This is a genomic window from Paraburkholderia tagetis, from assembly GCF_022213065.1.
GTDB classification, from domain to species: Bacteria; Pseudomonadota; Gammaproteobacteria; order Burkholderiales; family Burkholderiaceae; genus Paraburkholderia; species Paraburkholderia tagetis.
Window position 1 is genome coordinate 105,635 of sequence record NZ_JAKLJA010000020.1, and the last position, 25,146, is coordinate 130,780.

Annotated in this window: 20 protein-coding genes and 1 pseudogene; 13 read left to right on the forward strand and 8 right to left on the reverse strand. The window is 64.7% G+C overall.

The genetic code is table 11. The features are described from left to right. Positions 1–139: 139 nt before the first annotated feature. On the forward strand, positions 140–544 hold the full coding sequence (locus L5014_RS22095) for a BON domain-containing protein (RefSeq protein WP_238465872.1): 405 nt from the start codon (positions 140–142) through the stop codon (positions 542–544). Between the two features lie 187 nt (positions 545–731). Here L5014_RS22095 and L5014_RS22100 read toward each other — a convergent pair whose 3' ends face one another. After that, a complete protein-coding gene (locus L5014_RS22100; protein WP_238465873.1) occupies positions 732–1,685 on the reverse strand; it encodes a LysR family transcriptional regulator in 954 nt (317 codons plus the stop codon). 263 nt (positions 1,686–1,948) lie between these two features. On the opposite strand from L5014_RS22100, the gene L5014_RS22105 reads away from it, so the two are divergent. Continuing rightward, positions 1,949–3,475 carry a CoA-acylating methylmalonate-semialdehyde dehydrogenase gene (locus L5014_RS22105; protein WP_238465874.1) on the forward strand — a complete coding sequence of 509 codons (1,527 nt, stop codon included), beginning with the start codon at positions 1,949–1,951 and terminating at the stop codon, positions 3,473–3,475. Between the two features lie 41 nt (positions 3,476–3,516). Continuing rightward, positions 3,517–4,407: a 3-hydroxyisobutyrate dehydrogenase gene (mmsB, locus tag L5014_RS22110; RefSeq protein ID WP_238465875.1), complete on the forward strand. Its 891-nt coding sequence runs from the start codon at positions 3,517–3,519 to the stop codon at positions 4,405–4,407. A 65-nt stretch (positions 4,408–4,472) separates the two neighbouring features. Here the strand turns inward: mmsB and L5014_RS22115 are convergent, their stop codons facing one another. Further along, a complete protein-coding gene (locus L5014_RS22115; RefSeq protein ID WP_238465876.1) occupies positions 4,473–5,561 on the reverse strand; it encodes a phytoene/squalene synthase family protein in 1,089 nt (362 codons plus the stop codon). A 75-nt stretch (positions 5,562–5,636) separates the two neighbouring features. After that, positions 5,637–6,587, reverse strand: a complete 951-nt coding sequence (locus tag L5014_RS22120; RefSeq protein ID WP_238465877.1) for a LysR substrate-binding domain-containing protein — start codon at positions 6,585–6,587, stop codon at positions 5,637–5,639. Positions 6,588–6,710: 123 nt separating this feature from the next. Here L5014_RS22120 and L5014_RS22125 point away from each other — a divergent pair, with 123 nt between their 5' ends. From L5014_RS22125 to L5014_RS22150, 5 genes are all read left to right on the forward strand, one after another. Continuing rightward, positions 6,711–7,886: a M20 aminoacylase family protein gene (locus L5014_RS22125; protein ID WP_238465878.1), complete on the forward strand. Its 1,176-nt coding sequence runs from the start codon at positions 6,711–6,713 to the stop codon at positions 7,884–7,886. A gap of 60 nt (positions 7,887–7,946) precedes the next feature. Then, positions 7,947–9,275, forward strand: coding sequence for an MFS transporter (locus L5014_RS22130; RefSeq protein ID WP_238465879.1), 1,329 nt, complete (start codon positions 7,947–7,949; stop codon positions 9,273–9,275). Positions 9,276–9,579: 304 nt separating this feature from the next. Then, positions 9,580–11,292 (forward strand): efflux RND transporter periplasmic adaptor subunit, encoded by a 1,713-nt coding sequence (locus L5014_RS22135; protein ID WP_338019313.1) that lies wholly within the window; start codon positions 9,580–9,582, stop codon positions 11,290–11,292. Between the two features lie 3 nt (positions 11,293–11,295). Continuing rightward, positions 11,296–14,457: an efflux RND transporter permease subunit gene (locus L5014_RS22145; RefSeq protein ID WP_238465880.1), complete on the forward strand. Its 3,162-nt coding sequence runs from the start codon at positions 11,296–11,298 to the stop codon at positions 14,455–14,457. Between the two features lie 4 nt (positions 14,458–14,461). Next, complete coding sequence (locus L5014_RS22150) at positions 14,462–15,910, forward strand: efflux transporter outer membrane subunit (RefSeq protein WP_238465881.1); 1,449 nt, start codon at positions 14,462–14,464, stop codon at positions 15,908–15,910. Between the two features lie 5 nt (positions 15,911–15,915). On the opposite strand, the gene L5014_RS22155 is transcribed toward L5014_RS22150, so the two are convergent. Then, entirely contained in the window at positions 15,916–16,281 is a 366-nt protein-coding gene (locus tag L5014_RS22155) for a hypothetical protein (protein ID WP_028218761.1), read from the reverse strand. Between the two features lie 522 nt (positions 16,282–16,803). On the opposite strand from L5014_RS22155, the gene L5014_RS22160 reads away from it, so the two are divergent. After that, entirely contained in the window at positions 16,804–17,460 is a 657-nt protein-coding gene (locus L5014_RS22160) for a peroxiredoxin (RefSeq protein WP_238465882.1), read from the forward strand. 162 nt (positions 17,461–17,622) lie between these two features. On the opposite strand, the gene L5014_RS22165 is transcribed toward L5014_RS22160, so the two are convergent. The 3 genes from L5014_RS22165 to L5014_RS22175 form a co-directional block, all read right to left on the reverse strand. Continuing rightward, entirely contained in the window at positions 17,623–18,486 is an 864-nt protein-coding gene (locus L5014_RS22165; protein WP_238465883.1) for an ABC transporter permease, read from the reverse strand. 36 nt (positions 18,487–18,522) lie between these two features. Further along, a complete protein-coding gene (locus L5014_RS22170) occupies positions 18,523–19,317 on the reverse strand; it encodes an ABC transporter ATP-binding protein (RefSeq protein WP_238465884.1) in 795 nt (264 codons plus the stop codon). Positions 19,318–19,385: 68 nt separating this feature from the next. Next, positions 19,386–20,408, reverse strand: coding sequence for an ABC transporter substrate-binding protein (locus L5014_RS22175; protein WP_238465885.1), 1,023 nt, complete (start codon positions 20,406–20,408; stop codon positions 19,386–19,388). Positions 20,409–20,605: 197 nt separating this feature from the next. Here L5014_RS22175 and L5014_RS22180 point away from each other — a divergent pair, with 197 nt between their 5' ends. Continuing rightward, positions 20,606–21,286: a response regulator gene (locus L5014_RS22180; protein WP_238465894.1), complete on the forward strand. Its 681-nt coding sequence runs from the start codon at positions 20,606–20,608 to the stop codon at positions 21,284–21,286. A gap of 12 nt (positions 21,287–21,298) precedes the next feature. After that, the gene (locus tag L5014_RS22185; RefSeq protein WP_238465886.1) at positions 21,299–22,711 is read left to right on the forward strand and encodes a sensor histidine kinase; all 1,413 of its coding nucleotides are present in this window, start codon (positions 21,299–21,301) and stop codon (positions 22,709–22,711) included. Here the strand turns inward: L5014_RS22185 and L5014_RS22190 are convergent. Next, a complete protein-coding gene (locus L5014_RS22190; RefSeq protein ID WP_238465887.1) occupies positions 22,708–23,328 on the reverse strand; it encodes an alpha/beta fold hydrolase in 621 nt (206 codons plus the stop codon). The two genes, L5014_RS22185 and L5014_RS22190, sit on opposite strands and share 4 nt — an antisense overlap. A gap of 341 nt (positions 23,329–23,669) precedes the next feature. Between L5014_RS22190 and hutC the strand changes: the two genes are divergently transcribed. Together hutC and L5014_RS22200 are read left to right on the forward strand one after the other, a co-directional pair. Next, entirely contained in the window at positions 23,670–24,383 is a 714-nt protein-coding gene (gene hutC / locus L5014_RS22195) for a histidine utilization repressor (protein WP_238465888.1), read from the forward strand. Between the two features lie 400 nt (positions 24,384–24,783). Beyond that, positions 24,784–25,146: pseudogene (locus L5014_RS22200) on the forward strand (urocanate hydratase); the annotation flags it as partial.

Below are 25,146 nucleotides of genomic sequence, written 5' to 3' on the forward strand. Positions count from 1 at the left end.
ATGCGACTTTCGCGGCGAGTTCAGCCGAACGTCGCCAGAGAATCAGCCGCATTGGCAGCGTCTGTTTACCGGTAGTGAATGGTATGTAGTGCCCGGCCCTCGCGGGCCATCAAAAAACTGTGACAACAGGAGAAACCGCATGAAGGCTATTCAGGCGTTCACACTGGCAGCCGGCGCATTGCTGGTCGCCGCTTCGCTCAACGTCTATGCGCAGGACGCCGCAAGCGCGCCTGCCATGGCCCCGGCCGCTGCGGCGACCGCCCCGACCGATGCCGCCAAGGCCGACGTCAAGCAGTCGAAGGCCGATCTCAAGAAGGCTCGCGCCGCTAACCGTGCACTCTCGCGCAAGGTGCGCGCAGCGCTCGCCAAGGACAAGAACATCAGCGTGGCCAACATCACCGTGCGCGCCAAGGACGGTGCCGTCGTCCTGCAAGGCACCGTGCCGGAGCAGGGCCAGGTCGACCACGCCACGGACGTGGCGAAGGGCGTCGCTGGCGTGAGTTCGGTCAAGAACGCGCTGACGATCCGTCCGGTCGGGACCTGATCGCCGGTCGGATGCATGCCGGGCGCCCTGGGCGGCTGGCATGTGTCGCGTCAGCTGCACGGGAATGCATCTGGAACGGGTACGAACCGGCCCAGATGCATTCCCGGTTCACTCTGAATGGAAGCCGCACCTGCAATCCGCGAACGGGATTGCAGGTGCGGCTTTTCTATTGATGCCGCGGGGAAAGTCAGGGCTCGATGTAGTGCATCTGCGGCGACTCGCCCATCAGGAGCGCATGGTTCGCGTCGGCGACCGCACGCAGATAATCCCAGAGCGACGTGATGCGCCGCAGCTTGCGCAGATCTTCCCGGCTGCATAGCCAGAAGCGCCGCGTCACGACAATCTCTTCGGGCAGGATTGCCACGAGCCGCGGATCGGGCTCGGCCATGAAGCAGGGCAGGATGGCGAGCGCGCTGCCTTGCAGCGCGGCATGGTATTGCGCGATCACGCTAGTGCTGCACAGGTTCGCCGTGACGTTCGGCACCGTGCGTTCGAGGTAGAGCAGTTCATGGCTGAAGGCGAGATCGGCGACATAGGTGATGAACGCGTGATGGCGCAGGTCCGCCGCCGAGAGGATGGGCGCATGCCGCTCGAGATATTCAGGTGTCCCATATAAGCGCAGACGGTAGTCGCACAGCTTCGTATAGACGTACTGGCCGCGTTCGGGGCGCTCGAGCATGATCGCCAGATCGGCTTCGCGCTTCGAGAGACTCACGAAATGCGGAACCGGCAGCAGATCGATCGACATGTCGGGGTGCTTGCCGGTGAAGCGTGCCAGTTGCGGTGCCAGGAAGAAACAGCCAAACCCCTCGGTCGATCCTACCCGCACGTGTCCCGAGAGCGATTGCGCGCCGAGCGCGAACTGCTCGCTCGCCGATTGCACGGTGCTTTCGATGGTATCCGCATAGGCCAGCAGACGTTGGCCTTCGGCGGTCAGCACGAAGCCGCCCGAGCGCGATTTGTCGAACAGCACCGTGCCCAGCGCCGCCTCCAGTTCGCGCACGCGGCGCGCCACCGTCGTGTGGTCGACGCCGAGGCGGCGGGCCGCGCCGCTGGCGCGCTGCGTGCGCGCCACCTCCAGGAAATAACGTAAATCGTCCCAGTTCAGCGTCTCCATCGGTCTCGTTGTGTTTTTTTGCATATCGGATGGGCTTTTTCGTCTCTATACCGTGGATATTCGAATAACTATACTCGGTTGCAGGCCAGTGCAATACACGGTCGCCTATAAAGAAAGAACGGAGACAAACGATGCACATGCGTTCGATCCCCCCGAAGGGGCGGCAGTGCTGTTCCGACTTCCGCACATATGCGCTCGCGCTCCGGCTGATTCCAGTAAAAATTAGATCGTAATCCTGTCTACCCGGCTACGTCCGGACCGTTCGGACCTTTCAGAGAGAGTTCAAGATGAACGCAGTCACCCAGGCATCCAACGCTCATGTCTCGACCGTCAAGCTGTTGATCGATGGCGAGTTCGTCGAATCGAAAACCACCGAATGGCGCGACATCGTCAATCCTGCCACCCAGGAAGTGCTCGCGCGCGTGCCGTTCGCGACCGTCGAGGAAGTCGACCAGGCCGTCAAGAGCGCGCATGCCGCGTTTGCGACGTGGAAGAACACGCCGATCGGCGCGCGTATGCGCATCATGCTCAAACTACAGGCGCTGATTCGCGAGAACATGTCGCGCATTGCGCAGACGCTCACGGCGGAGCAGGGCAAGACGCTGCCCGATGCGGAAGGCGATATCTTCCGCGGCCTCGAAGTGGTCGAGCACGCATGCTCGATCGGCACGCTGCAACAGGGCGGGTTCGCGGAGAACGTGGCGGGCGGCGTGGACACCTATACCTTGCAGCAGCCGCTCGGCGTATGCGCGGGTATTACGCCGTTCAATTTCCCCGCGATGATCCCGCTGTGGATGTTTCCGATGGCGATCGTCTGCGGCAACACGTTCGTGCTCAAGCCCTCCGAGCAGGATCCGCTTTCCACCATGCAACTCGTCGAACTGGCCGTGCAAGCGGGCATTCCCCAAGGCGTGCTCAATGTGGTGCACGGCGGCAAGGAAGTCGTCGACGCGATCTGCTCGCATCCGCTGATCAAGGCGATTTCGTTCGTGGGTTCGACGGCCGTGGGCACGCATGTCTATCGCCTCGGCAGCGAGCACGGCAAGCGCGTGCAGTCGATGATGGGCGCGAAGAATCACGCGGTCGTGCTGCCCGATGCCAACCGCGAACAGGCGCTCAACGCGCTGGCGGGCGCGGCGTTCGGCGCGGCGGGCCAGCGCTGCATGGCCACGTCGGTTGTCGTGCTCGTGGGCGAGGCGCAGCAGTGGGTGCCCGATCTGGTCGAGAAAGCGAAGGGGCTGAAGGTCAACGCGGGCAAGGAGCCGAAGACCGATGTTGGCCCGGTTGTCTCGCGCACCGCGAAGGCCCGCATTCTGAGCCTGATCGAATCGGGCGTGAAGCAGGGCGCCACGCTCGCGCTCGACGGCCGCGACGTGAAGGTGCCGGGCTACGAGAACGGCAACTTCGTCGGCCCGACGGTGTTCACGAACGTGAAAACCGATATGGATATTTATACGAACGAGATCTTCGGACCGGTGCTCGTGGTGCTGAGCGCGAACACGCTCGACGAGGCCATTGCCATCGTCAACGCGAATCCGTTCGGCAACGGCGTGGGCCTCTTCACGCAAAGCGGCGCGGCGGCGCGCAAGTTCCAGAGCGAAATCGACATCGGCCAGGTGGGCATCAACATTCCGATTCCGGTGCCGGTGCCGTATTTCAGCTTCACGGGCTCGCGCGGCTCGAAGCTCGGCGATCTCGGTCCGTACGGCAAGCAGGTCGTGCAGTTCTATACGCAGACCAAGACCGTTACCGCGCGCTGGTTCGACGACGCAACCCTCAACACCGGCGTGAACACGACGATCAACCTGCACTGAAGCGCCGCCGCGCCTGATTAACCATAAAGGGAGAATCGCTCATGAAAATCGGTTTCGTCGGGCTGGGTCACATGGGTGCGCCGATGGCGCTCAATCTGATCAAGGCGGGGCACGCGCTCACCGTGTTCGATCTGAGCGCCGAGGCGTTGCAGACCCTGGTCGATGCGGGCGCAACGAAATCCGCTTCGCCCAAGGCCGCTGCCACGGGCGCCGAATGGGTCATCACGATGCTGCCCGCAGCGGCGCATGTGCGTGCCGTGCTTTCCGCCGAAGACGGTGTGCTGGCGGGCATCGCGAAGGGCGTGACGATCATCGATTCGAGCACGATCGATCCGGCGAGCGCGAAAGAATTCGGCGCGCTCGCCGCGAGGCACGGCAACACATTCGTGGATGCGCCGGTTTCGGGCGGCACGGGCGGCGCGGCGGCGGGCACGCTCACGTTCATGGTGGGCGGCAGCGCCGCGCTCTATGAAAGCGTGAAGCCCGTGCTCTCCGGGATGGGCAAGAACATCGTCCATTGCGGCGAGACGGGCACGGGGCAGGTCGCGAAGATCTGCAACAACCTCGTGCTCGGCGTCACCATGGCGGGCGTTGCTGAGGCGATGGCGCTGGGCGAGGCGCTCGGCATCGACTCGAAGGTGCTGGGCGGCATCATGAATACGTCGACGGGCCGCTGCTGGAGCTCCGACACGTATAACCCGTTCCCGGGCGTGATCGAGACGGCGCCTTCGTCGCGCGGCTACACGGGCGGCTTCGGCACCGATCTGATGCTCAAGGACATGGGCCTCGCAACCGATGCCGCGAAGAGCGTCCACCAACCCGCCTATATGGGTGCGCTCGCGCAGCAGCTCTATCAGGCGATGAGCAGCCGTGGCGACGGCAAGCTCGACTTCTCGGCCATCATCAAGCTCTATCGCGGCGAGAAGGATTAAAGCGGCCCGGAGTGTCGTGCCGTAGCGTTCCGGCGCGTGCCATCGACGGCACGCGCCGTTTTCTTTTAGGCCTTTTCGATTGCCGCCATGCGCGCTTCGATGCGCGCGAGCAGTCGCCGGAACCACCGGTTGAGCAGCGTGTTGGAGGATGCCATGAGCGTCGAGCGCGCGAGAATGCGATAGACGTCGTTGCGCGTGAGCTTGGAGGGCCGCGCGGGATCGAGCCAGTCTTCGTTGCCGACCAGCAGCTCCAGCGTCTCGAGACCGATGAGGATCGGCCACAGGCAGGCGAGCCGCAGACGCACGGAGAGACGCGGCAGCGCGAACGTATAGTCGATGGCCGCGCGGAAGTGATCGAGGGCGATGCGCACGAGCCCGAACATCAGCGGTCGGGCGCGCGCCGAGGTGCCGGGGTGCAGCAGGTCCTCGGGCGTGAGACCGGCCTGCGCGAGCATCGTCGCGGGCAGGTAGCAACGGCCGATGCGCAGGTCCTTGCCGCAATCGCGCAGCACGTTGACCATTTGCAGCGCCTTGCCGAAGCGTATGCCGCGCTGGTACATGGTCGCGCGCAGCGAAGCGTCGAGCGTGCGGGGCAGATGCATATAGGTCATCTTCGTCCAGAACTCGCCCACGCAGCCCGCCACGAGGTATGTATAGCGATCGAGCGCGTCCCACGTGCCGAGCGCGGCCACCTTGCCCGAGCGTTCGTCGGGGAAGGTATTCAGATCGAATTCCATGCCCTCAGTGAGCGTCGTGACGATCTCGCGCACGGCGATGCGGTCGGCTTCGTCGAGTTGCATCAGCACGTCGAGTGCGCCGCCGAGCGATTCGAGCAGCAGTTTCTCGTCCGATTGCGTCTGCTGGCCCGCGACTTCGCCGGCGATGCGTTGCAGGGCGTCGTCATGCGCCGCGCCGTTGGCCGCGCGGGTGGCCGTGCCGTTGACGCATTCGCGCAGCGCGAGCAGCAGCGCGAGGCGCTGGGGCGGCGGGATCAGCGATGTATCGGCGATGGTGTCGGCCGCGCGCGCGAGCAAGTACGCCTCGCCCACGGGGTCGCGCATTCCGGCGGGCAGGATGCGCATCGTGAGGTAGAACGAGCGGGAAACGCCTTTGAGCAACGGACCGAGCAGGAAGGCCCGATTAGAATTCTGCATGTCGGTTGGGGCAGTGAAACGGCAGCCGCATTGTAGCGTGGACGAGGCGCTTCGCCACGACGCCGCCCAGGCGCCTCAGATCATCAGCTCGAGCGAGTGATAGAGCCGGCGCCGCTCCGGGTCCTGCGAGGCCTCGCCCGCGTGGATCGCCTCCTTGAGGCAGGAGAGAAAACACTCGGCCGCGGCCGAGAGCGGCACGCCGCGGCGCGCGACCACGCTTACCACGGTGCGGTCCACTTCCTCCTGAAGCGTGAGCGCGCGCAGGTTATCGCGCGCGAAACGCGTCTCCACGAGCGGCCAGGGGAAGATGCTCGCCATGTCGGTGTTCATGATGAGCCCCATGGCCACCACGAACGAGTGCGCGAGATGCACGGTGTGCGGCAGCGGCAGGCCGTGGCGGCGGAAGACGTCGTCGGTGACCATCTCCTTGCTCGCCGGATCCCAGTTGAGCAGCCATTCGCAGTCCTGCAGTTCCTTGAGCGACTGGACATGCTCGAGCGGATGGCCCTTGCGCACGACCACGGCGGATTCGGTGGCGAAGATGGGCGTCTGCGTGAATTCGGCGTGCAGCGAAGCGAGGCCGGGCTTGCCGAGCGAGAAGTCCAGCGTGCCATCGCGCAGGCGCGGCATCACGATATTGAGTAGTCCCTCATAAAATTCCAGCTGCATCCCGGGCATGCGTTCGCGAAAGCGCGTCACGGCGTCGGGCAGGAACGAGAGCGCGAGCCAGGGCGTCACGCCGATGGACAGCTTGCCGCTACCCCGCCCGCGCCGTGCGTCGAGCTCGTCCTGGGCGCGCGACATCTGGTGCACGATGGCCCGCGCATGCACGAGCAGCGCCTGGCCGGCCTCCGTGAACGCGATGCCGTTCGCGTTGCGCGTCACGAGCGCGATCTGCTGCTCCGCTTCCAGCTCGCGCACGGCCTTGGTCGCGGCGGCGGGCGAAATGCCCAGCGCGCGGGCCGCCGCACGAATGCTGCCGGTGTCGGCCATGGCGACGAGCGCCCTGAACTGGTGGAACTTCATAGGTGGAAACCCGAGTGAAAACCTGCGGTTGGCGGGGTAACCATTTTAGGACTGTCGGCAATAAAACGACGTGATTATCCTGAACCGTCACGCAATGTATGCCTTGAACGCTGGAGACGACGAATGAACACCATGGCGATCCCCCCCGCAATCGCGGATATCGAAGCAGAGATGATCGCGTTGCGCCACGCGATCCACGCGCACCCGGAACTCGGCTTCGAGGAATTCGTGACGAGCGATCTCGTCGCGGAACGGCTCGCCGAATGGGGCTACGAAGTGCATCGCGGGCTGGGCGGCACGGGTGTCGTGGGCACGCTGAAGGTGGGGACGGGCAAGCAGCGACTCGGCCTGCGCGCCGACATGGACGCGCTGCCCATCCAGGAAAATACGGGGCTCGATTACGAGAGCCGCGTGCCCGGCAAGATGCACGCGTGCGGCCACGACGGCCACACGGCCATGCTGCTGGCGGCGGGCAAGCACCTTGCGCAGTCGCGCTCGTTCGACGGCACGCTGCACCTCATCTTCCAGCCCGCCGAAGAGGGCCTTGGCGGCGCCAAGCGCATGCTCGACGAAGGCCTTTTCGAGCGCTTCCCCTGCGATGCGGTTTTCGCCATGCACAACATGCCGGGCTTCCCCACCGGCAAGCTCGGCTTTCGCCCGGGACCGTTCATGGCGTCGTCGGACACGGTGATCATCGACATCGACGGGCGCGGCGGCCACGGTGCCATGCCGCACAAGGCCATCGACCCCGTGGTCGTGTGCGCGAACGTGGTGCTTGCGCTGCAGACCATCGTCTCGCGCAACGTGCCGCCGCTCGACATGGCCATCGTCACGGTGGGCGCGATTCACGCGGGCGAGGCGCCCAACGTGATTCCTCAGACTGCGCAGATGCGGCTCTCGGTGCGCGCGCTGCGTCCCGAGGTGCGCGACCTGCTGCAAGAGCGCATCACGACGCTCGTGCATGCGCAGGCGAGCGCCTATGGCGCCACGGCACGCATCGATTACCAGCGCCGTTATCCCGTGCTCGTGAACGACGCGCAAATGACGGCGCTGGCGCAAGACGTCGCGCGCGAGTGGCTGGGCGAAGACGGTCTCATCGACGATCTCTCGCCGCTCACCGGCAGCGAGGACTTCTCGTTCCTGCTCGAGCAATGCGCGGGCAGCTATTTGATCATCGGCAACGGCGACGGTGAAGGCGGTTGCATGGTCCACAACCCCGGCTACGATTTCAACGACGACTGTCTCGCGACGGGCGCCGCGTACTGGGTGAAGCTCGCCGAACGCTTCCTGAGCGCCTGAGCCGGGCCATCGCGCCAAGCGCGCATTCGATCAAGACTTAAAGACATGAGGAGACCTACGATGACTGCCACTTCGCTGAACACACAGACGCATGCCGATGCGCACGGGCATACGCGCGCGTCGCGTGCGAAGGCCATCGCCGCGATCACGCTTGGCAACGGCCTGGAGTTTTTCGACTTCACGGTCTACAGCTTCTTTGCGACGACCATCGGCGCACTGTTCTTTCCGGTGCATGGCGCGCTGAATCAATTGCTGCTCGCCGTGGGCAGCTTCGGTGTGGGGTTCATCGTGCGGCCGCTCGGCGGCGTGATGATCGGCGCGTTCGCAGACCGCGCGGGCCGCAAGGCGGCCATGACGCTTACGCTGTGGCTCATGGCGCTCGGCTCGGCGATGATTGCGTTCGCGCCCACCTACGCGCAGATCGGCCTCGCCGCGCCCGCGCTGATCGTGCTCGCGCGGCTCGTGCAGGGCTTCGCGGTGGGCGGCGAGGTGGGGGCCTCCACCTCGATGCTGCTCGAATACGCGGACGACCGCTCGCGCGGTTTTTACGGTAGCTGGCAGTTCGTGAGCCAAGGGCTCAACACCGTCTGCGGTGCGCTGCTCGGCGTCGTGCTCTCTTCGGCGCTCACGCCTGAGGCGCTCCAGAGCTGGGGCTGGCGTGTGCCGTTCGTGATCGGCATGCTGGTCGTGCCGGTGGGCGTCTATATTCGCCGCCATCTCGACGAAACACTCGAGCATGTCGAAGACGTGGACATGGCCGCGCCGGTGACCGAAGCCGCGCGTCCGCTGCGCGAGATCTTTTCGCACCATCGCACGGCGCTCGTCGCGGGCGTCGTCACGACCATCGGCGGCACGGCGGCGAACTATATCGTGCTGTTCTACATGTCCACCTACGCGATCAAGATCCTCGGCATGCCGATGTCGGTGGGCATGAGCGCGGCACTCGTGGCCGCGCTCGTCACGGCCGTGTGCTCGCCGTTCGCCGGCATCCTGTCCGACCGCTTCGGCCGCAAGCGGGTGCTCGGCTATTCGCGCGTGCTGCTGATCGCGGTGATCTATCCGGCATTCATGCTGATCCACGCCGTGCCCACGGTGCCGACTTTGCTCGCCGTGGTGGCCGTGCTGGGCGCGATCGTTGCGTTCACAGCGGTGCCCAACGTCGTCATGCTGCCCGAGCTCTTCCCGCAGTCGATTCGCGTGACTGGCATGTGCATCGTCTATTGCGTGGGCGTCTCGATCTTCGGCGGTTTCGCGCAGTTCTTCGCGACCTGGCTCATTGCGCTGCTCGGCAACCCGCTCGCGCCGGCCTGGTATCTGATCGGCTGCGGAGCCGTTTCGCTGCTGGCCTTGCCGTTGGTCCGCGAGCCGGCGGGCCGGCCGCTCGATTGAGGCCGGTTTGACGACGGGGCGATGCAGCCGGTCAACACGGTTGTGCGCCCCGTCAAAATGTGTGCGATCCACTCTTCTGATTTATTGCCATAAATGCAACTTCTCACGTGATTGTTTCGCGATGCGTAATGATTTTTGATTGCCGGCAAACACCCGTTGTTTGGCGGGCAAACTCGACCGTGTCGATAAAGGAAACGCAGTAAGATTTCGCTCCGAGCTTCCTGGCGGCGCAGCACATCCGGCATGACCGGATTCGCCTCGAGTTCGTCGGTCCAGCGTAGATCGTCGATAACGGAGAAAGATCATGGCAAGCGGAAAAAGGGTGGCACGGTTGTGCCTGTCCCTGGGTATGGTGTTCGGGGTTGCTGCGTGCCACGACAAGACGCCGGTGGCGTCGGCGCGACCACCTGCGAATGTGGACGTTATCAACGTCGCGCTGCGCGACGTTCCAGTGGTGTTCGATTACGTAGGGCAGACCGAAAGCTCGCAGCAGGTCGAGATTCGCTCGCGCGTAAACGGTTTTCTTGAAAGACGCGTCTATGAAGAAGGCGCGATGGTCCATCAGGGCGACGTGATGTTCCAGATGGACCGCAAGCCCTTCCAGGCCGCGCTCGACGCCGCGCGCGCCGAGTATGCGCAACAGAAGGCGCGGCTCGATACGGCGCAGGCCAACCTGAACCGCGTGCGCCCGCTCGCGGCCAGGAATGCACTGAGCCAGAAAGACCTCGACGACTCGGTCGGCCAGGAACGGGCGGCGGCAGCGGCGCTCGAGCAGGCGCGCGCCAATGTCACCAGTGCGAACCTCAATCTCGGCTATACCACGATCACGGCGCCCGTCACGGGGCTGTCGAGCTTCGCGAAGAAGCAGGACGGCTCCTATATCGACGCGAGCAACAGCCTGCTGACCTACGTTGCGAAGCTCGATCCCATGTGGATCAACTTCTCGCTCTCCGAGAACGAGATGCTGAATCTGCGTGCGCAGACGAAGAGCGGGGCGCTCAAGCTGCCGCAGATCGGCGAGTTCGAAGCGGTGATCGTGCTCGCCGACGGCAGCGTGTATCCGCAGCGCGGCCATATCAAGTTCGCCGACGCGTCCTTGAGCGAAGAGACCGGCACGTATCTGATTCGCGCCGAGGTGAGGAATCCGGGCGGCACCTTGCGGCCCGGGCAGTTCGTGCGCATCAAGCTGCTGGGCGCCCAGCGGACGAGTGCGGTGGCGGTGCCGCAGGTCGCCGTGCAGCAAGGGCCGCGCGGCGCGTTCGTGTGGACCGTGGACAAGGACGGCAAGGCGCAGCAGCGCGCCGTCGAAACGGGCGAATGGAACGGCAACGACTGGGTCATCAGCTCGGGTCTGCACGCGGGCGACCATGTCGTGATCGACAATACGCTCAAGTTGATGCCGGGTGCGCCAGTGCAGGAGAAGGTGGTGCCCACGCCCTCTGCCGCAGTCAAGCTCGGTGGCGAGGCTGGCGCGGCGGATGCCAATGGCGCAAGCGCCTCGAGTGCCTCGAGTGCCTCGAGTGCCTCAAGCGCTGCGAGCGGTTCGAGTGCCGCGAACGCTGCGAACACCAATAACGGAAATGCAGGCGCGGCCAACGGCGTGAATCCGGCGAATGCTGGAGGCGCCGTGAACGCGAAGGCGGGCACCGTTGCAGATGCGGCGGGCCCGGCGGCGACCACCGCGAGCGCGTCCGATCCCTCGCAGCTTTACTTCGCGGCAGGCAGCGCGAGTCTTGACGCGCAATCGGCCTCGGCGCTCGCGGCGGTCGCGCAGCGCCTTGCCGCGTCGCCCGAGACGCGCGTCGTGATTTCGGGCTATACCGATTCGAGCGGTCCCCGCGCACACAACGAGCGCCTCGCTCATGCGCGCGCCTCGACCGTGCGCACGGCGCTGATTGTCGCGGGTGTGCAGGATGCGCGCATCGAAATGCGCAAGCCCGCGAAGATCGTCGCCACCGATCCAGCCGACAAGTCCCGCCGCGTGGACGTCACGCTCTCGCCCGCAGCGGGAGGTTGAGCGATGAAGTTCTCCCACTTCTTCATCGACCGGCCGATCTTCGCGTCGGTCCTGTCGATCATCATCGTCGTGGCCGGCTTCCTGGCCATGCTCAACCTGCCGGTCGCGCAGTTCCCCGACATCGCGCCGCCGCAGATCACGGTGAGCGCGACCTATCCCGGCGCGAGCGCCGACATCGTCGCACAAAACGTCGCCGCGCCCATCGAGCAGCAGGTGAACGGCGCCGACAACATGATGTACATGAGTTCATCGAGCTCCTCGACGGGCAACATGACGCTCACCGTGTACTTCAACATCGGCACCGACCCCTCGCTCGCCCAGGTGGACGTGCAAAACCGCGTGAACCTCGCGCTGCCCACGCTGCCCGATTCGGTCACGCAGCAGGGCGTCTCGGTGCAGAAGCGCTCGTCGGCGTTCATGATGGTGATCGCCGTCTATTCGCCTGACGACACGTTCGACCAGCAGTATGTCGCGAACTACGCGAACGTCTACGTGCTCGACGCGATCAAGCGCCTGCCGGGCGCGAACCAGTCGGCAATCATGGGCTCACCCGATTACGCGATGCGCGTGTGGGTCAAGCCGGACCGCATGGCCAAGCTCGGCATCACCGTGGACGACGTGAAGAACGCGATCAGCGCGCAGAACCAGCAGTTCTCCGCCGGCCGCCTCGGCCAGTCGCCCACCAGCTCGCCTGTCCTGCAGACCTTCCCGGTGGCCACCAAAGGCCGCCTCACCGAGCCCGCCGACTTCGACGACATCATCCTGCGCGCCAAGTCGGGCGATGCGGCGATCGTGCGCATCAAGGACATCGGCCATACTGATCTGGGCGCGAAGGACTACTCGATGCGCGGCCGCTATAACGGCAAGACCGCCACGCTGCTCGCGGTCTACCAGCAGCCTGGCGCCAACGCGCTGCAGGTGTCGAAGCAGGTGCGCGCCACGCTCGATCAGTTGCAGAAGAGCTTCCCGCCCGGCCTCAAGTATGAAATCGCGCTCGACACGACCGAGTTCGTGCACGAGTCGATCGACGAGGTGGTGAAGACGCTGCGTGACGCGGTGTTACTCGTGATCCTGGTGGTGTTCATCTTCCTGCAGAGCTTCCGCGCCACGCTGGTGCCGATTCTTGCGGTGCCGGTGTCGATCATCGGCGCGTTCATCGGCATGACGGTGTTCGGCTTCTCGGTGAACATGCTCACGCTATTCGGTCTGGTGCTCGCGATCGGCATTGTCGTGGACGACGCGATCGTGGTGATCGAGAACGTCGAGCGCAACATGACCGAGTTCAAGCTGCCTCCCAAGGAAGCGGCCAAGCGCGCCATGGACGAAGTGAGCGGCCCCGTGGTGGCCATCGTGCTCGTGCTGCTCGCGGTGTTCATCCCGGTTGCGTTTCTCTCGGGCATCACTGGGCAGCTCTACAAGCAGTTCGCCGTGACCATCGCGGTCTCGGTGGTGCTGTCGGGCATCGTCGCGCTCACGCTCTCGCCGGCGCTGGCCGCCATCCTGCTCAAGCCGGAGCAAAAGAAGAAGAACCGCTTCTTCGTATGGTTCAACGACCGCTTCGAGCGGGTGACCGAAGGCTACGGCCGGTCGGTGCAGTCGGTCATCCGCCGCGTCATGCTCTCGGTCTTGCTGATCGCCGTGATGTGCGTCGCCACCGGGATGCTCTTCAAGAAGATCCCCACTTCGTTCGTGCCGGTCGAGGACCAGGGCTATCTGCTCGGCGCGGTCATCACGCCGGACGCCGCGAGTCTCGATCGCACCGGAGATATCTCGAAGCGCGCCGAAGACTGGTTCATGAAGCAGCCCGCCGTCAAGGCCGTGGCCGCGCCTATCGGCTACAGCCTGATCGACTCGCAGTACAAGGCCAACGCCGGCACGCTGTTCGTCACGCTCAAGGACTTCAGCGAGCGGGGCAAGGACGGCAGCGCCGCCGACATCATCAATGCGGCCAACCGGGCGTTCGCGGGCTTCAAGGACGGCGTGGTGATACCGATCAACCCGCCTTCCATTCCAGGCCTCGGCACGACGGGCGGATTCGAGTTCTGGGTGCAGACCACGGGTGATGGCACTTACCAGCAGCTTGAAGAGAAGGTTCGCGCGGTGATCGCGAAAGCGCGCCAGAATCCGGCGCTGCGCGGTATCAACTCGACCATCGACACGAACTCGCGGCAGTTGCTCGTGGAAGTGGATCGCGAGCGCGCCGAGTCACAGGGCGTGGCGGTGCAGGATGTTTATGCTGCATTGCAGACGATGTTCGGTTCGTCTTACGTGAGCCAGTTCCCGAAGGGCAGCCGCCTGTTCCAGGTGATCGTGCAGGCCGAGCCGCAATACCGTACGCGCCCCGAGGACATCCAGCAGCTCTACGTGCGCAACCGCTCCGGCGACATGGTGCCCATCAAGGCGGTCACGACCTACAAGTTCGTGAACGGCGCGGACATCGTGAACCGCTTCAACAACTTCCCGGCCGCCAAGATCACGGGCGACGCCGCGCCCGGCCACAGCTCGGGCGAAGCGATCGCGGCAATGGAGGAGATCTCGAAAGAAGTGCTCGGCGATGGCTACGGCTACGCATGGAGCGGCCAGGCGTACGAAGAAAAGACCGCGGGTTCGACGGCGGGGCTCGTGTTCGGCTTCGCGCTGCTGATGGTGTTCCTGATTCTCGCGGCTCAGTACGAGAAGTGGTCGCTGCCGATCGGCGTGCTGCTGGCGGTGCCGTTCGCGGTGTTCGGCGCGCTCGTGGGCATTCTGATCCGCGGCATGGAAGACGACGTGTACTTCCAGATCGGCCTCACGGTGCTGATCGCGCTCGCGGCAAAGAACGCCATTCTGATCTTCGAGTTCGCCGTGGAAATGCGCGAGAAGGAGGGCATGTCGCCATACGAGGCCGCGCTGCACGCCGCGAAACTGCGTCTGCGCCCGATCATCATGACTTCGCTCGCGTTCATTCTGGGTTGCATACCGCTCGCCATCGCGACCGGGGCATCAGCGGCAAGCCGCCGCTCGCTCGGCACGGGCGTGGTGTTCGGCATGCTTGGCGCTACGCTCATCGCGCTCTTCTTTATTCCGATGTTCTTCTGGGGGCTCGAAACGCTTTCGTCGCGCAAGAAGCCCGAAGCCGAACCGGACTTGCCGGCGCCGGCGGCTCCGCCCGCGCAGGAGGGTTGAAGCCATGAGCCCAAAAATCATGCGCGCACTGAAGCCCATTGTCCTCGCCGCGAGCACCGTCTGGCTCGCGGCCTGCGCGGTCGGTCCCGACTATCATCGGCCCACGGTGGAGACGCCGTCCACCTACCGCTTCGCATCGGCCGATGCCGAGGTGGTGGATACGTCGCTCGACTGGTGGAAGCAGTTCAACGACCCCGTCCTCGACGATCTGGTCACGAAGGCGCTCGCGCAGAACAAGGATCTCGGCATTGCGGCGGCGCGTGTCGAAGAGTATTACGGCCGCTATGTCGTGGCGCGCTCGGGTCTGTTCCCGCAGGTGGGCGTGAATTTCGGCGGCTCGCGCAGCCGCGGCGTGCCAGCACCCGGCTATCCGCCGCTGGTCGGCAATCAGGTGCAGCTCCAGGGCGTGGCCTCGTGGGAGATCGACTTGTTCGGCCGCCTGCGGCGCTTGACCGAAGCCGCGCGCGCCGAGTATCTCGGCACGCAATCAGCGCAGCAGGCTACGCGTATTTCGCTGATCTCCAATGTGGCGACGAGCTATCTGCAACTGCGCGACTACGACAATCAACTGACGATTGCGCAGCAGACGCTCGAGAGCCGCGACGGCACGGTCAAGCTGTTCGAAGCGCGCTTCGCGGGCGGGGTGGTGTCACAACTGCAACTGAGCCAGGCGCGCTCCGAATATGAATCGGCGCAGGCGTCGGTCTACTCGATCCAGAAGCAGATCGCGCAGCAAGAGGACGCGATTTCCCTGCTGCTCGGCCAGAACCCGGGGCCGGTTCCGCGCGGCAAATCCATCGCGCAGCTTTCCGTGCCGGTGATACCGGCGGGGTTGCCGTCGTCGTTGCTGGAGCGCCGTCCCGACATTCAGCAGGCGGAGCAGGCGCTTATTGCAGCGAATGCGCAGATCGGCGCCGCGCGTGCGCAGTACTTCCCGGAGATCTCGCTCACCGGTATGTTCGGCGCGGCCAGCACGGCACTTTCGGGGCTTTGGACCGGGCCTGCGCGTGTATGGTCGTTCGCGGGCGCGGTCTCGCAGCCGATCTTCCAGGGCGGTGCGATCGCGGGTTCCGTGCATTCGGCCGAGGCGGCGCATCAGGAGGCGCTCCTGAGCTACGAGCAGACGATCCAGCAGGCATTCGCGGACGTGGAGGATGCGCTGGTCGGCGCCACGCGCACGCAGGATCAGCTCGAAGCCACCACGCGCCAGGTGGATGCGCTCACGCAGTACACGTCGCTGGCGCGGGATCTCTACGAGGGGGGCTACACGAGCTATCTGGAAGTGCTCGACGCCGAGCGTAGCCTCTTCGCGGCGCAAATCCAGCAATCCCAGTTGCAGGACCAGCGGCTCGCGCAGATCGTGGGCCTGTACAAGGCGCTCGGCTATGGATGGACGCCGCCCGCACAGGCGGCCGGCGCGAATGCTGCCTCCCAGCCCGCGCCGCAGTCCTGACGCGCTCAGTCTGGGGAACTACGGTCTGCGAGCGCAAGCTCGCAGTCCTTCAGTACCTGCATGACGAGCTTGGCTTGATAGTTGAGGTCGTCGGTGTCGAGGATTTCCTCGACGGCGTCGCGCGCCCATGTAGCGTCGACAAACCATGCGTGCTGCTTGGCGATTTCCTGGGCGATGGCGGTGAGCCGCGCGATGGCGAGCCAGTCGGCCTCGCGTGCGTGGCGGTCGAGCCACTTGTGCGCGGCCTGCACGTGAAAAGCCGCGTTGGGCCACGTTTCGTTGAGGTAGTACGCTCCGAGGCTCCCGCAGGTGAGCCAGCAGAGCAGTTCCACGCGGTCGCGCGGACTCAGGTGGTGGCGTACATCACTCATGGCGACGCTCGCGAAGGTGACAGAGTTCGATTGACGGGCACATGCGCGCTACGACTCCGGTATTCAGACAATATCACGGGTGACTTAAGCTCGCCGGAGCAATAGACGTGCCCCGTACGCGGGCTACGGGAATAGCGTCGCCTGGCGGTGGGTGGTATGCAAACCAGGGCTGACACCAGGGCAGCGACCGGCTGCAATTGGGCTGATACGGCTGATACGCAGGGCAAAGCTGCGTGCAGCCGGCGCCATGCAGGGCGCATGCGCCCAGGCGTGAGCACGGCACGCGTCGTGCATTTCGTGCGTGTATGGGGGCGCAGGATTAACGGGCGCTGCTGCGCTCGAACGCTATGGTCAAGCCCTATATCGTTTTGCCGCCGTGTCCGTTATCGAGCGACGCGCCGACCGCGTAAACAAATCGCAAAACCGTCCGCTGGACTACCTAGAATGCAACAGCGTGCTGCAAAAGCGTGCGCCTCGTACGACGGTAGGACGCTGTCGCGCAACCACACATGGAGGCTTGAGATGACGATTCGTCTAGGAGAAGATGCACCCGATTTCACCGCTGAAACTACTGAAGGCACGATCAATTTTCACGAATGGATCGGCGATCATTGGGCCATTCTGTTTTCTCATCCGAAGGATTTCACGCCCGTCTGCACGACGGAGCTCGGCTATATGGCCCGGCTCAAGCCCGAGTTCGACAAGCGCAATACGCGCATCATCGGCCTGAGCGTGGACCCGGTGAGCGACCATCAGAAATGGGTCAAGGACATCGAGGAAACGCAGGGCAGCGCGGTCAACTATCCGCTGATCGGGGACGCGGACCTGAACGTCGCCAAGCTCTACGACATGATTCACCCGGCCGCGAGCGGCGGCGGTCCGCGCACGGCGAACGACAACGCCACGGTGCGCTCGGTGTTCATCATCGGCCCGGACAAGAAGGTGAAGGCCATGCTCGTCTATCCGATGAGCTCGGGCCGCAACTTCGACGAAGTGTTGCGTTTGCTCGACTCGCTGCAACTAACTGTCAAGCACGCGGTGGCCACGCCTGTTAACTGGAAATCCGGCGACGATGTGATTATTCCGACTTCAGTTTCGGACGACGCTGCCAAGCAGAAGTATCCGCAGGGCTTCAAGACGCTCAAGCCGTATCTGCGCACTGTGGCGCAGCCGAAGTAGCGCGGGGTGTTGGGGCTGGCTCATTGGTGCCGGCCAAAAAAAAAGCGGCGCACATCTGTGCGCCGCGAACGACAGGCCGGAGGATATCAGCCTCTCGCGCCCGGACAGCCTTGCATAGGACCCGAGTAACGCGCTGAAGCGCGAACTCTGGTCGACAGGAAATCAGCTCGTCGACGTGGGCCGCCACTTGAGCAGGCGTTGCTCAACGGCAGTAAGCAGATAATCGGCAATCAGCGCGACCACCGCGAGCACGATCATGGCCGCGAACACACCGCTTGCATTGAATGCGCCTTGCGCCGTCGAGATCAGCAAGCCGATACCTTGCTTCGAGCCGAGGAATTCGCCCACCACGGCGCCCACCAGCGCGAAGCCGAAGCTCACGTGCAGGCTCGCGAGAATCCACGACAGGGCCGAAGGGATCACCACGGCGGTGGTCACCTGGCGGCGCGACGCGCCAAGGATCTGCGCATTGGCGATCATGTAGCGGTCGGCTTCGCGCACACCCTGGAACGCATTGGCGAACACCACGAAGAACACCATCACCACGGCCAGCGCGACCTTCGACGCCATGCCGAGCCCCAGCGCGATCACGAACACCGAACCCAGCACCACGCGCGGAATCGAGTTGGCGATCTTGATGTAGAGGCTGAACACATCGGAGAGCAGCTTGTTGCGGCCCAGCACGATGCCGCAGAACACGCCGCCGATCGAGCCGATGATGAAGCCGAGCCCGGTTTCCTCGAGCGTGACCCAGACTTGCGTGAGCAGCGGGCCTTGCGAGGTGCCGTTCACGAACCAGTCGATGATCTGATCGAAGATCGCCGAGGGCATCGAAAAGAAGAACGGATCGATCCATTTGAGGCGTGCCGATAGCTCCCAGCCGCCGAGCACGACGACGAGCACGAGCACGCGCAGGCCGATCACGAGCGCGTGGCGGCGCCGGATGCGCTGCTGTGCGGCACGCTCGACTGCGTCGAGCGAGGCCGCATCGATGCCTTGCGGCAAGGTTGGTTGCGGGGTGGACATGAGCAATCGCTCCAACGTGCTTGATGTTTGGCCAGGTTAGCCGATCTGCACTTCTTCGCGCAGGTCGTGCCAGATTTCGCGCGACAGCTCGACGAAGTGCGGCGCATAGCGGATTTCCGACGTGATGCGCGGGCGCGGCAAGTCAATCTCGTAGACTTTCTTGAGCGTCGCGGGCCGCGCCGTGAGCACGAACACGCGGTCGGCGAGCGCAATCGCTTCTTCGAGGTCGTGCGTGACGAACACCACCGATCCCGTGCCGCCCCACAATTGCAGCAGCTCGTCCTGCATCAGCGTGCGCGTCTGCATGTCGAGCGCCGAGAACGGCTCGTCCATCAGCAGGATTTCGGGCTTGTTGATGAAAGTCTGCGCGAGCGCCACGCGCTTGCGCATGCCGCCCGAAAGCTGATGCGGATAGTGCTTGCCGAACTTGTCGAGGCCCACGCGGCGCAGCCATTCGTTCGCCTCGTCATAGGCGGCCGATTTCGAGCGGCCACGAAACAGCGGGCCAGCCGCCACGTTGTCGAGCACCGAGCGCCACGGAAACACCGCATCGGCCTGGAACACGAAGCCGATGCGCGGATCGATGCCGTTCACGGGCGCGCCCATCACGCGCACTTCGCCCGTGGTGGGCTTGAGCAGCCCCGTGATCATGCTGAGCGTGGTGGACTTGCCGCAGCCCGTGGGACCGACGATGGCGACGAATTCGCCGCGCGCGACCGCCATGCTGAAGTCGCGCAGAGCGAGCGTCGCCTTGCCGTCGGGAGAGATGAAGCGGCACGATACGTTGCGCAGCTCGATGGCCGGCGTGCCTTGCGAGTGGGGAGAGCTCATGCTTCGTTGCCTCGGTGGTGCCTGGAATGTGCCTGGAATGTGCCTCGATGTTCGGTCGTGCGACGGCGTTACTTCGACGCTGCCGTGGCCGTCGCGGCCGGCAGATAGTCATTCGAGTACGTCTTCGCGAGATCGATGTGCTTACCCTTCACCGAAGGGTTGAAGGCCGACAGCACCTTGAGCACGGTCTCCGGACCGTCGGCGGGCATGCGGCCATCCTTCGTGAACATTGGCAGCGAAGCGCTCAGTGCCTTTACGTAGAGGTCCTTATTGCTGCCGTAATAGTCCTTCGGCATTTTCGCGGCGATCTCTTCGGCGTTATGCGTCGCGATGAAGTTGAGCGTGCGCGAGAAGGCGTGCGCGAGCTTCGTCGCTTCATCCTTGTGCGATTGCGCCCAGGCGCGCTGCACATAGAAGCTCGAAGCCGGGTAGGTGCCGCCCAGCGCCGCGCGCGTGCCTTCGAGCGTGCGCATGTCCACCAGCACCTTGGCGTCGCCGGTCTGCAGGAGACGCGAGACGGTGGGCTCGGTCGTCATGCCCGCGTCGATGCGGTTCTGCTTGATTGCGGCGATGAAGGTGGCGTCGGCGCCCACGGGCAGCAGCGTGTACTGGGTCGAAGGAATGCCGGCGCGCTGCGCGAGGTATTGCGTGAGGAAGCTCGTGGAGGAGCCGAGGCCCGTCACGCCGAGCGTCTTGCCTTTCACGTCGGCCATGCTCTTGACCGTGCCGGCCGCCGAGTTCGACACCATCTCGACTTCGCCGGGCACCTGTCCGAACACCACCAGCGTCTGGACTTCCTTGCCCTTGCTCTGCAGATCGATGGTGTGGTCGTAGAAGCCCACCACGCCCTGCACGGCGCCCGCGAGCAGCTCGTTTTCAGCGTCCACGCCGGCGGGCTGCGACTGGATCTCCACGTCGAGCCCCTCGTCCTTGAAGTAGCCGAGTTGCTCGGTCAGCTTGGCGGGCAGATAGATGATCTTGGTTGCGCCACCAACCATGATGGTGATCTTTTCCGCATGAGCGGCGACGGAGGTGGCGGCGAGTGCGAAAGCGACACTCGATACGGTAGCGATCTGGCGCAGCGTGGGCATCGTGGAGTCTCCTTGGATATGGCGCGAGGCCTCGCGGGCCGCGCCTCTTTTGGTGGATGCAACCGATTATAGAAATGCCAACCCTTCTGCCAGCCTTCGGCGCCCCTGCACGAACGTCCGTGTTAACCCGCAAGGCGGCCACGCGCCGGGGGCGGCACAATCGCGGCACACGTGGTTTTCCATTCAACGCCTCGCCCATGAAGCTGCTGCTCATCGAAGACAACCCCACGCTCGTTCACTGGCTCGTCAAGACGCTGGAGGAGCAGGGCTTTGCCTGCGATGCGTTGCAGGACGGCGACGCCGCCGACTCGCTCCTGCGGACCAACGCCTACGACGTCGTGCTGCTCGACCTGAATCTGCCGAAGCTCTCGGGCAAGAACGTGCTGCGGCGGCTGCGCCAGCGCGGCGACGCGACGCCGGTGATGGTGCTCACCGCGAGCGGATCGATCGACGAAAAGGTGGAGCTGCTCGGCAGCGGCGCCGACGACTATCTCGTCAAGCCCTTCGAGGTGCGCGAACTCGTGGCGCGCATCAAGGTGCTGATCCGGCGACAGACGCCGGCGCGCGCCAACGAAATCAGTTGCGGCGACCTCGTCTTCGATATCAACACGGGGCGGTTCGCGCTCGGCGGCGCGCCGCTCAACGTGACGCCGCGCGAGCGCACCGTGCTCGAAGCGCTGATGCTGCGCGTGAACAAGACCGTCTCGAAGTCCGCGCTGGCCGATGCGATCTTCACGCTCGCCGACGACCCGAGCGAAGACGCCATCGAGATCTATGTCTCGCGGCTGCGCAAGAAGCTCGAAGGCAGCTCGGCCACGATCGTCACGCTGCGCGGCCTTGGCTATCTGCTGCGCAAGCGCGACGAGGCGACCCAATAATGGACGCACGCGATGACGAGTAGCCTGCGCATCCGGCTCTTGTGGTGGATGCTGGTGCCGCTCGGCCTGTATGTGATTTTCACGACCACGTTCGAGTATCGCGCGGCGCACCATACCGCCGATCTCGTGCAGGACGCTCGCCTGCTCTCGTCCGCGCGCATGCTCGCGGGCTCGGTGGAGTGGAGCGACGGCGCGCTGCGCGCAAACGTGCCGCCGGCGGCGCTGGAGCTTTTCGCGTCGCCGCAGCGCGACCAGGTGTTCTACAACGTCAGCGTGGAAGATGGCCCGCTGCTCGTGGGCATGCCCGATTTTCCGCATACGCGCCAGGCGCCTGCCGTCGACGTGCCGGTCTGGTACGACGCGGCGCTGCACGGCGAGGCGCTGCGCGCCGTGAGCGTGCTGCGCTCGATGTACGACAACGGCCGCGTGTGGCGCGTGCGCGTTTCAGTCGGCAAGACCGAGCATTCGCGCGACGCAATGGCCATGACCTTGTGGCGGCCCCAACTCGTGCGCCAGATCGGCATGGTGATGCTCGCGGTGGCGCTCGCCTGCATCGGCCTCACGTTCGAGCTGCGTCCGCTCATGAAGCTCAAGAACGAGGTCGCCGACCGCGATCCGATGCATCTCGTGCCGATCCGCTCCGAGGGGCTGCACGCGGAGCTACGGCCCGTCGTGGAGGCGATCAATCAGTGCATCGCGCGGCTCGGTGCGCAGAACGCCGCGCAACGGCGTTTTATCGCCGATGCCTCGCATCAGTTGCGCACGCCGCTCACGCTGCTGGGCACGCAGTTGCAGTACGCGTGCTCGCAGAAAACGCTGGATCCGGCGCTTGCCGAGGTCTTCGCGGCCATGCGCGAGAGCAATCGCTCGATGGTTGCGCTCACAAACAAACTGCTCCTGCTCGCTCAGGCCGAAGCGTTCGACACCGCGCAGCGGCCCGGTGTACCCGTGGACATGACGCAGCTTGCGCACGAGGCGGTAGAGGGGCTCGTGATGCTGGCTCAGGCGCGCGATATCGACCTCGGTGCGGAACTGCAGGGCGCCGCGCTCGTGTCGGGGCATCGCGAGCTGCTGCGCGCGATGGTGACCAATCTCGTGGACAACGCGTTGCGCTATACGCAGGCGGGAGGGCGCGTGACGGTCGGGGTACAGGCGAGCGCGCACGCGGTGACCCTCGAAGTGCTCGACGACGGCCCCGGCATTCCCGCCGAAGCGCGCGCCCGCGTATTCGAGCCGTTCTTCAGGGCCGCATCGGACACGGAGGGCACGGGTCTCGGCCTCGCGATCGTGCGTGAGATCGTGCATTCGCACGGCGGCGAGGTCAGTCTGGATGCGGGCGCGAACGGGCGCGGCGTGCGCGCGCGCGTAGTGCTTGCCCGGCTCACCGACGCGCGCGAGTACGCTGCCCTCGAAACGCAGGGCTAGGCGTAGTTGCCCGCTTGCAGAAAATCGTCGACGAGCGGCGCCAGTACGCGCGCATGAACGGATGCGAGGTCGTGGCCGCCGTCGCTCACCACATCGAGCTCCGAGTTCGGCAGCAATTCGAGCAGTTTTTCGCCAACGGTTAGCGGGCTGATCGGGTCCGAGTCGCCCCATAGCAGCATGACCGGCTGCTGGACATAGGCGAGCTCGCTCGTGAGGTCCTCGCGCAGCGTCACGAACCAGTCTGGCAGTTGCGGGTTCTGCGCGGCGAATTCCTCGCGCCAGTCGCTCGCGCCGAGCGCCTGCGTGTCGAGGCCGCCGGAGGTGACGGCCAGCACGAGGTGCGTGACGAGTGCCGGCTTGGCCAGCGCGGCGCGCAGGGCCAGCACACCGCCCATCGACTGGGCGATCAGCGCGGTCGGCTTGTCGATTTGCTGCACGATCTTGCGCACGAGATCTTCGAAATTCTCGACCTCGGGGTCCGCAGGTTCGCTGCCGAAACCCGGATAAGCGAGAAAACGACGCTCGGCCGGATGCTCGAGCTGGTCCGCGAGCGGCTGCCAGAACGCGGGATCGCCCGAGGCGCCGGGCAGGAACAGGAGTTGGGTGGGAGCGTTCAAGGAGGAAGGCCTGTAGCGTGTGTCTCGCGGACCTCGCGATGCGCGGGCCCGTGCGCAGCGGCGCGCGCCGGTTGGTCGGCTGGTGAGTCGGCTGGTGAGTCGATTTGCAGCCGACGATCTTAGCACGGGCCCAGGCTCGCACCGGCCGGCGCACGATGGATCGGACAAGACTCGCGGCACGACGCATTGCGGACGGTACAATGTGGCCCGATCAGGTTAGCCTAGACAACCTGGCGGGGCTAATGCGGTCGGGCCAACGTGGCCAGATCGGAGCGGCTTCGCCGGATCGCAGTGCTCGTATAAGGCCCGGGCATGCGCCCGCCTATTTCCAGATGACGATCATGCAAAACAAGCCGGCGCGCGGCACGCCATTGCCCGCATACGAACAGATCAAGCGTCACGTCCTCGCACAGATCGAAAACGGCCTGCTCAAGCCGGGCGATGTCGTGCCCTCCGAAACAGAGATGGTCAAGGAGTTTGGTGTCGCGCGTATGACCGTTTCGCGCGCGCTGCGCGAGCTCATGGCCGAAGGCGTGCTGAACCGCGTGCGCGGTTCGGGCACCTATGTCGCGCCGCGCCAGTACGAATCGACGGTCTTGCAGATCCGTAATATCGCCGATGAAATCGCTGCGCGCGGGCATCGGCATACGGCGCGTGTGCTTGCGCTGGAATCCAGCGACGATCCGAACGCCGTCGCCGCGCTCGAACTCGACACGGGGCCGGTGTTTCATTCACGCATCGTGCACAACGAAGAGGGCGAGCCGATTCAGTACGAAGACCGCTATGTGAATCCCGAGGTGTTTCCCGAATATCTCGCGCAGGATTTCACGGTGGAAACGCCGAATAACTATATGGTGCGTCTCGCGCCTATTCAGCGCGCGGAGTTTCGCATTTACGCGCAGAAGCCCGATGCGCATGTGCGCCAGCATCTCGCGATGGAAATTGGTGAGCCTTGTTTGTTGTTGCTGCGGCGCACCTGGGTCGGCAAGGATGTTGCGACCTCGGTGAGACTTTGGCACCCGGCTTCGCGGTTTCATCTGGCTGGCACTGTCTGAGGCGTCGGAGCGGGTTGAAATCCCCGCTCCAAAATACCCATTCAGGTCTTGTGCTGCGGGCCGCAACCCACGTTGCCCGGGTGTCAGACCGCGCACCTGCGTTTCCCATCGCCGACGCGCCGCACGGGCGCCCATGCGCGACCTTGTCCGTCACGGTAGTCTTGTCTAGTCAACAAGCGCCGCATTCGGCATTCGACCTTCGCCTCCCCTGATTCCTCACAGAAAAACCCGTCCAGGGTAATTCCCTAGGCTCGATTTGCCAAAACGAGTTGTATATACAACTTGGCGGCGGTAGACTAGCTCTCACGTTGCCGCGATGCCGCTTAAGGTCATTGCCCGGTACGGGCAAACAGACAAGCAAGGCCGCGCAAGAACTTCTATCCCGAGACGAACGAACGCCATGAACCATCCCAACTTCACCGATCCCCGCCTCGACCCGACCCGCACGATCCGCGCGCCGCGCGGCAGCGAAAAGGTGTGCAAGACCTGGCTGGCCGAAGCCGCGTACCGCATGATCCAGAATAATCTGGACCCGGAAGTCGCCGAGCATCCGCACGCGCTGGTCGTGTACGGCGGCATTGGCCGCGCCGCGCGCAACTGGGAGTGCTACGACCAGATCCTCGCGTCGCTGAAGGACCTGGACGAAGACGAAACGCTGCTGATCCAGTCGGGCAAGCCGGTGGGCGTGTTCCGCACCCACGCAGACGCACCGCGCGTGCTGCTCGCGAACTCGAACCTCGTGCCGCACTGGGCCACCTGGGAG